This is a genomic window from Clostridioides sp. ZZV15-6598 (assembly GCF_020657705.1).
Taxonomy (GTDB): domain Bacteria; phylum Bacillota; class Clostridia; order Peptostreptococcales; family Peptostreptococcaceae; genus Clostridioides; species Clostridioides difficile_F.
In genome coordinates, this window is record NZ_JAGWCS010000148.1 from 1 (window position 1) to 8,571 (window position 8,571).

At 27.7% G+C, this 8,571-nt stretch carries 7 protein-coding genes; 5 read left to right on the forward strand and 2 right to left on the reverse strand.

What is annotated here, in order from left to right:
• Positions 1–352 precede the first annotated feature (352 nt).
• The 5 genes from hflX (at position 353) to KGF50_RS18560 (ending at position 6,214) form a co-directional block, all read left to right on the forward strand.
• Entirely contained in the window at positions 353–1,624 is a 1,272-nt protein-coding gene (gene hflX, locus KGF50_RS18540) for a GTPase HflX (RefSeq protein WP_413926841.1), read from the forward strand.
• Between the two features lie 283 nt (positions 1,625–1,907).
• Positions 1,908–2,447, forward strand: coding sequence for a flavodoxin domain-containing protein (locus tag KGF50_RS18545; protein WP_227849433.1), 540 nt, complete (start codon positions 1,908–1,910; stop codon positions 2,445–2,447).
• A gap of 208 nt (positions 2,448–2,655) precedes the next feature.
• Positions 2,656–4,020, forward strand: coding sequence for an aldehyde dehydrogenase (locus tag KGF50_RS18550; protein ID WP_227849434.1), 1,365 nt, complete (start codon positions 2,656–2,658; stop codon positions 4,018–4,020).
• Between the two features lie 146 nt (positions 4,021–4,166).
• On the forward strand, positions 4,167–5,333 hold the full coding sequence (locus KGF50_RS18555) for an AI-2E family transporter (RefSeq protein ID WP_227849435.1): 1,167 nt from the start codon (positions 4,167–4,169) through the stop codon (positions 5,331–5,333).
• Positions 5,334–5,431: 98 nt separating this feature from the next.
• On the forward strand, positions 5,432–6,214 hold the full coding sequence (locus tag KGF50_RS18560; RefSeq protein ID WP_227849436.1) for an alpha/beta hydrolase: 783 nt from the start codon (positions 5,432–5,434) through the stop codon (positions 6,212–6,214).
• Positions 6,215–6,335: 121 nt separating this feature from the next.
• Here the strand turns inward: KGF50_RS18560 and KGF50_RS18565 are convergent, their stop codons facing one another.
• Together KGF50_RS18565 and KGF50_RS18570 are read right to left on the reverse strand one after the other, a co-directional pair.
• Complete coding sequence (locus KGF50_RS18565; protein ID WP_227849437.1) at positions 6,336–6,989, reverse strand: TetR/AcrR family transcriptional regulator; 654 nt, start codon at positions 6,987–6,989, stop codon at positions 6,336–6,338.
• A 23-nt stretch (positions 6,990–7,012) separates the two neighbouring features.
• A complete protein-coding gene (locus KGF50_RS18570) occupies positions 7,013–8,377 on the reverse strand; it encodes a sodium:solute symporter family protein (RefSeq protein WP_227849438.1) in 1,365 nt (454 codons plus the stop codon).
• Positions 8,378–8,571: the final 194 nt, after the last annotated feature.

The following is an 8,571-nucleotide window of genomic DNA, read 5'->3' on the forward strand; positions in this document are numbered from 1 at the left end:
CCTTTGCCTTCGTCGGCAGCGTCAGTTTTATATAAGAGACAGGGCATATTTTTAATATATATTTAGAATTTTAATCCTTCTTATAATGTAAGTAGCTTGTTTTGTATTACTTAGATTTATAAGGAGTTTTTTTATTGAAAAAACTACATAATATAATTGAGGAGAGGTGTTTTAAAGTGATTTTTTATATAAGATTAAGAAAATAACGCACGATTATGGTTATTATAATATTAAATTAGAAGTATCATTTAAGGATAAAATTAAACAAGCAAATTCTTAATGAATTTAATTATAGAGCCATAATCTCGTGCTATATATTAAATAAAAAATAGTATATAAGGAGAATATGGATATGACAAAAAAAGGAATAATAGTAGGACTAAACATAAATAGTAAATCTGACGATTTTAATGAACTAATGATTGAGCTTGAAAACTTATGCTCAGCATGTGATATTGATGTTGTAGGAAGTATAACTCAAAATGCAAAGCAGGTTAATAGAGCCTATTATATTGGTACAGGTAAAGTTGAAGAATTATTAAATATAATAAAGCAAGAAAATGCAGATATAGTTGTGTTTTATAATGAGCTTTCTACATCACAGCTTAAAAACCTTGAAGAAAAATTTAACTGTGAAATTATAGATAGAACAGCATTGATACTTGATATATTTGCACAAAGGGCAAAAACTAGAGAAGCTAAACTTCAAGTAGAAGTAGCAAGTTTAAGATATATGTTACCAAGGCTTATAGGCTCAAATGAAAATTTAGGTCGTCAAAGTGGTGGAGTAGGTACTAAAAATAGAGGTTCTGGTGAGAAGAAATTAGAGCTCGACCGTAGAAGAATAGAAGAAAAAATAACTTCTCTAAATAGAGAATTAGATGATTTAAAATTCCAACGAGAAACTCAAAGAAATATGAGAAAAAAATCTAATCTTCCAAATGTAGCACTAGTTGGATATACAAATGCTGGAAAATCTTCAATAATGAATGAATTAGTTGATATATTTAAAAACTCTGAAGAAAAGAAAGTATTTGAAAAAAATATGCTATTTGCGACACTAGAAACTTCTATTAGAAACATAGTTCTTCCAGATAATAAAGAATTTTTATTGTCTGACACAGTTGGATTTGTAAGTAATCTACCACATGATTTAGTAAAAGCATTTAGGTCGACATTAGAAGAAGCATGCGAAGCAGATGTATTGTTGCATGTTATTGACATTTCAAACCCAAGCTATAAAAATCATATTAAAGTAACAGAAGATACTTTAAAGCAAATTGGCGCAAATGATATACCTATAATAAATGTTTACAATAAAATTGATTTAGTTGATGAAGAATTATTAAATGATATTGTAGATGATATAGATAATGATGGTATATTTATTTCAGCTAAAAAAAATATAAATATAGACAAAATGATAAAATATATTTGTGATAGCATATTTAAAGACTATATAAGATGTAAGCTCTTGATTCCATACAGTGAAGGTCATGTAGCTTCTTACTTTAATAATAATACAAGTGTCATAAATACAGAATATATGGAAGAGGGAACTCTTTTAGATGTAGAATGTAGTAATATAGAATATAATAAGTATAAAAAGTATGTTTTAGAATAAACCTTGTACAAGGTATTGTAATCTAGAATTTACTTAAAGCAGTTAATTTAGGGTTAAGTTGTAAAATTATTATAACTTATAATTTTTATAAAGCGGTATAGTTATCCAAACTATACCGCTTTATTATATATGACAAAAAATAAGATTATTGACATAAAAGTGATTAATTACTATAATATAGGTAACTAGTTACTAATTATAGCTACTATTAAGATTATGGACATTAGTATAAATTAACACATAAATTAACTTTCTAAAATAGTAAAAGAAGGAGATAATTGGCATGAAAAATACAGTGATAATTTATAAAAGTAAGTATGGTTCAACAAAAAAATATGCTAAATGGCTTTCAGAATCATTGATTTGTGACACTTTTGAAATTAAGGATATAAATATAGAAAAGATTATAGAGTACGATACAATTATTTTAGGTGGAGGTCTTTATGCTTGTAATATAGCAGGAATTTCTTTTTTAAAAAAGTATTATGATAAATTAGCAGGTAAAAATCTAATTGTTTTTGGTGTAGGAGCATCTCCATGTGATGATTCAGTAATAAGAAAATTGAGAGAAGTTAATTTTAAGGATAAGTTGAATAATATTCCTTGTTTTTACTGCCGTGGCGAATGGGATGAAACAAAAATGTCATGGCTTGATACTACTCTTTGTAGTTTTCTTAAAAAGTCAATAGCTAAAAAACAACGTCAAGGTTTTAATCCAATAGAAGCTCCTTTATTATTAGGGGAAGATTTTGATTGGTGTGATAAAAAGTATCTAAATCCAATACTTGATTATGTGGATAAACTTCAAAACACAAACTTATAACTATATTGTAGTTTATAGAGTAATTGATTCTTAAAAATACAATTTCTTTATTAGTTCTCCTGTATCTGAAAGGGGGGCTTTTTTTATTTGTAAATTTATGTTATATTGATATGAATTTATTATTGTGTAAAAATGATATTAATAGAAATTTAAACAATTTGTTTGAAAAATAGAGTAGTCTAAACTCTTAAAGAGGGGGTTTTAAATAGTGGATATAAATAAACTAGTAATTATGCAAAGAGAATACTATAATACAGGCAAAACAAGAGATGTATCATTTCGTTTGGAGCAGTTAAAAAAGCTAAAGTCAGCTATATTACAAAATGAAGATAAAATACTTGTGGCATTAAAACAGGATTTAAATAAATCAAACTTTGAAGGATTTATGACAGAAGTAGGTATTTTATATAGTGAATTAAATTTTGCTATAAAAAATATAAAAAAATGGAGCAAAACGAAAAGAGTTCGTTCAAGTATGGTCAATTTTCCATCTATATCTAAGGTTATTCCTCAACCTTATGGGGTCACACTTATAATGTCACCTTGGAATTATCCATTTCAATTAGCTCTTATACCATTGGTTTGGTCATTAGCAGCAGGCAATTGTGCAATAATAAAACTTTCTGAGTACTCTGTATCAACTTCACATATAGTTAAAGATATACTTGAAAGTACATTTTCAAAAGAATATATTGCAGTAGTTCAAGGTAACCAAGAAGAAAGTGAAAAAGTACTTTTAGAGAAATTTGATTATATATTTTTTACAGGAAGCACTGCTGTAGGTAAAGTAGTTATGAAAGCAGCATCAAAGCATTTAACTCCTATAACTTTAGAGCTAGGAGGAAAAAGTCCTTGTATTATATTAGAAGATGCAGATATAAATCTTACTGCAAAAAGATTGACATGGGGAAAGCTAATAAATGCAGGACAAACTTGTGTAGCCCCAGATTATATTTTAGTACATGAGAATAAAAAAGATGAGTTAATAGAGAAAATGAAATATTATATTGAACAGTATTTTGGAGATAATCCATGTGATAATGAACAATTTCCTAAAATCATAAATGAAAAGCATTTTAAGCGTATAATATCCCTTATTGATATGGAAAAGGTAGTATATGGTGGGAATTATAATAATGATACATTAAAAATAGAGCCAACGATAATAGATGATGCTAGTTGGGATGATGATATAATGAAGGAGGAAATATTTGGACCAGTATTCCCTGTTTTGACATATAAAAACTTAGAGGAAGCTATGCAAGAAATTATACAAAGACCAAATCCATTAGCTCTTTATATATTTACAAAAAATAAGTATCTGGAAAATAAAGTTTTAGAACTGATTCCAGCAGGAGGATGTTGTGTAAATGATACAATTATTCATATAGCTACCAATTACTTACCATTTGGTGGAGTTGGTGAAAGTGGTATGGGCTCATATCATGGTAAGGCAGGATTTGATACATTTACTCATTATAAAAGTGTATTAAAAAAATTAAATTTAGATATTCCTATTAGATATGCACCATATAATGATAAATTAATTAAAATTCTTAAAAAAATGATGTAAACTATATTGTAGAAAAAATACAAATCAAATTTAAAATACATATTTTGATTATATTTTATGCAATTAAAAATTTTAATTTGTCATATTTGTTATAAAAGTAGTAATTTTGTGATAAAATTTAGTTATATAGAAATAAGGAGGAAAAAATGAAAATTAATTGGAATACAAAGTACACGACAATAGCAATTTATACGTTTATAATAGCTGCTTGTAGTATTATATTCTATCTTATATCATCACAAATTGATGTATTCTCTAACAATTTAGATATTATGTTTACAACATTACAGCCATTTATAATAGGGTTTGCTATTGCATATCTTCTGAATTTTATTTTGAAATTTTATGAAGAAAGGCTTTTTATCAAAAGTGAAAAATTAAAAAACCTAAAACAAAAATCAAAAAGAGGATTGGGTCTTTTATTAACATATGCAACAGCTGCATTGATACTTTACTTATTTATGCAATTCGTATTACCTCAAGTAATTGAGAGTATTGTTGGATTAGCAAATGATATACCTATGTATGTAAACAACGCAACTAAGCTTCTTGATAAATTAATGACTGATTTAAATCTTGATGAACAATACTTTAATTTAGCAGTAGATAAATGGAATGAATTTGTCACATACATTATAAAATTTGTAACAGACTTAATACCAATACTAGGAAACATGTTGAAGAATATAGCTTCTAGTATATGGAATATCGTACTAGGTTTGATTGTTTCAGTATATTTACTAATTGATAAAGAAAAATTCTATGGATTAAGTAAAAAAATAACTTATGCACTTTTTACAGAAACACAAGCTGCTAAAATTCTAGAGTTAACTCACAGAAGTAACTATACATTTGGTAGATTTTTAGGTGGTAAGATATTAGATTCATTTATTATAGGTATTTTGACATTTGTAATACTTACAGTAGTAAAAATGCCATATACATTATTAATATCAGTAATAATTGGTATTACAAATATTATTCCATTCTTTGGACCACTGTTTGGAGCAATACCATCTACAATAATAGTAATGTTTGTTTCTCCAATACAAGCACTATGGTTATTGTTAATTATATTAATAATACAACAAATAGATGGAAATATTATAGGGCCTAAAATACTTGGAGACTCAATTGGTATATCTGCATTTTGGATTTTATTCTCATTGTTGGTTGCAGGTAAATTATTAGGCTTTGTTGGAATGGTAATAGGAGTTCCTCTATTTGCAGTAATTTATTCTATAATTAAAGATATTATTGAGGGTAAATTAGATAAAAAAGGATTGCCAACAGATACTTCTGATTATATGTAATTAAAAATATATAAATTAATAAAATATTTAAAGCACTGAGACAGTTAAAATCTTGGTGCTTTTTAGATAATAAATTCATTATAGAAGAGGTGTTTTTTGTGGCATTTATAGAATGTAAATTTAAATCAAAATATACAGGAGGAGAGACTGATATAATCGTAGTTTTACCTGTAGCAAATGGGAAAGAACTATTTAATGGTAAAGAAATATATGACTTTGAAGGTAAGTTTAAAACATTGTACTTATTTCATGGACTAGAAGATGACCAAAGCTCATGGATTAGATACACTAATGTAGAACATTATGCTAAAACCAAAAATATAGCTTTAGTAATACCAAGAGTAGAAACTAGTTTTTACACAGATATGTTATATGGGCATAAATATTTCACTTTTGTAAGTGAAGAGTTACCTAGATTTGTTAGATCTATATTTCCTTTATCAGATAAGAGAGAAGATAATTTTGTAGCTGGAATGTCTATGGGAGGGTATGGAGCTTTAAAATTAGCACTTTCAAAACCAAACGAATTTTCAGCTGTAGCAAGTTTTTCTGGTTCACCTGATATGATTCATGAGTTGGAAAATCAGCAAATAGAAACAAATTCTGATATTCTATTCCATGACTTTGGAAAACCAGAAGATGCTAGAAATAGTGAGAATGATTTACTTTACATACTTAAGAATCTTAAAGATAGCAATAAAGATATTCCTAAAATTTATCAATTTTGTGGTGATAGGGATTTTTTATATAAAAATAATCAAACATTTAAAAAATATGCAGAATCTTTAGATGTTGACATTGTATATGAAGAGTGTGTTGGTGGTCATGAATGGCGTCTATGGGATTTGTGGATAAAGAAATTTATAGATGTAATTGGATAATCATTTTATTGTCATTAGGACAAAATACTATAAAGTATTTTTAAACATAATAAAGACTGAAATATTAAAATGCAATTATGATTTCAAAATTTCAGTCTCTAAAAAGTTCAATAAAATTTTATTAAGTTCTTATGCGAGTTATTATTGGAGTAAAATTATCAACTATATCTATGTAGTATTTACTCAATTCTTCTAGAATATCTTCGCATAAGTCAGTGCTGTGACCAAGGTTAATTAGAAACTGTTTTGTAAAATATTTTATTACAGATTGAGAAGATATATCATATTTATGTGAAGTATATACCCTAATTATCTCAGGTTTCATAGCGAGTATACCAATACAAGAAAGTATCAATTCGTCATGTTCTATAGATTCTTTTTCATTAACATATCTTTTCATGACCATTTCAGTTACACCTCGTTGATAGCTTAAAATAGCTTCCTCATAAGCTATATCTAAATAAAAGTTTCTATACGCTTCATTTTTTAAAAGAAAACAAAGGTCAGCATTCATAGCAAGAAAGAACATCATCATTGTACCTTCTTCATGATAATTATAGATTAAAGATTGCATTTCATCCCTTATATCTTCATATATTATAGCTCCTATTTCACTTTTACTTGAGAAATAATAACTTATTAAGCCTAAATTTATATTGGCTCTTTCTGCAATTTGCCTAGTTGTTGTCTTGTGATAACCTTGTTCAAAAAATAATTCTCTAGCAGCACTTATAATACTAGCTTTTGTTTCCTTACCTTTTTCTGATTTTGACATATTTACTGTGTATACCTTTCTTTTCAATCTTTTTTTGAAAATTTGCTAACTATAAATATCGTAACCGAACCACCTATTATAGGTACTAAAATTCTGTCAAAGACAGTTAGGATGCCAATCATATTTAGAAATGCTAATATCGCACTTACTATGACAGCACAGATAGCTCCTTTTTTTGTAGCACCTTTCCAGGAAAGACCAATGACAAATGGTGCAAATATTACACCTGTACATAATGGTGCTGGCCAAAATAATAGTTCTAATAAACTGTCAAACTTGAGTGCTATAATTGCTCCTATTATAGCTGTTAAAGCTGAGGCAATTTGAGAGTATTTAAGAGTATTTTTTAAATCATTAAACTCTATATTAGGATGTAATAATTTATTATAAATATCTCTCGATATTATGGCACTCATGGAGGTCATTAATGAGTCAGCAGTAGACATTATGGCAGCTAATATAGCAGCTAAGAATAATACAGAAATTAAAGGAGGTAGAGTTGTTGATATCATTTGAGGTAAAACCTGAACAGATGATATGTTTGGAAATAAACTACCACCAATAGCTCCAATTATGCCTATAGGGAAAGCAAGAAATAATAGTATAAATCCTGCAATAACACTGCTTTTAACTGCATTTTTAGCATTATCAGCACATTGGTATCTCAAAAAACTCTCATAAGAAAATATTGAACCTAAAACCAATGGTAAAACTGTATACATAAAATCACTAAGCGACTTATTTCCTGGGAAGAATGGTTCTTTTACCATTGATTGTAACATAAGTAAAGGGTTGTCGCCAACTAATTTTAAGCTTATATAAGCCACTATTGGCAAAAATACTACACAAATAGCAAGTTGAATAAATGCAGATACTGCAACTCCCCACATTCCTGATGCATAAGTATATATAATGATTACTATGACTCCTACAATTACAGCTATATCATAAGGAATACCAAATGCAGTAGATACAGAACCAAAAGATATTAATTGACTGCCCATAATAGCTAATATTGATATTGGTGTTACAAGACATTGATAAGCTCTTAAGAATATACTATGACCATATCTGGTTTCAATATAGTCAGCAGGTGTTATATCACAGGATAAGCTTCTTAATTTTCCTGCAAAAAATGCATTTACAAAACAAGCTAAAGCCGCACCTATAGTAGAGTACATACCAACCCATAGTCCTCTTTCAGCTCCCCATTGAACTCCACCAACCAAACATCCTCCACCAAAAGATGTAGCAGCAATAGTTGCGGCAAGTATGGGTAAAGGAAGATTTCTACCCGCAATTAGGAAATCGGATGCTGTTTTAACTTTTTTAGAAAAATAAAAACCAATCCATATGTACACTGCACACGTAGCAATTAAAAGTAACATAATTTTTTCTCCTTATATAATATTTTTTGAATAAAATTTATAAAATATATTTTAAATATATTTTATATAAAAGTAAGACAATATTGATTTTAACTGGCTTTGGATTAGTGTAGCTACAATAATTTAACAGATGATGTTATGTAAAAGTTAGATAAAATAAGAAAATTGAAAATTCTGAAATTAAAGATTATAAT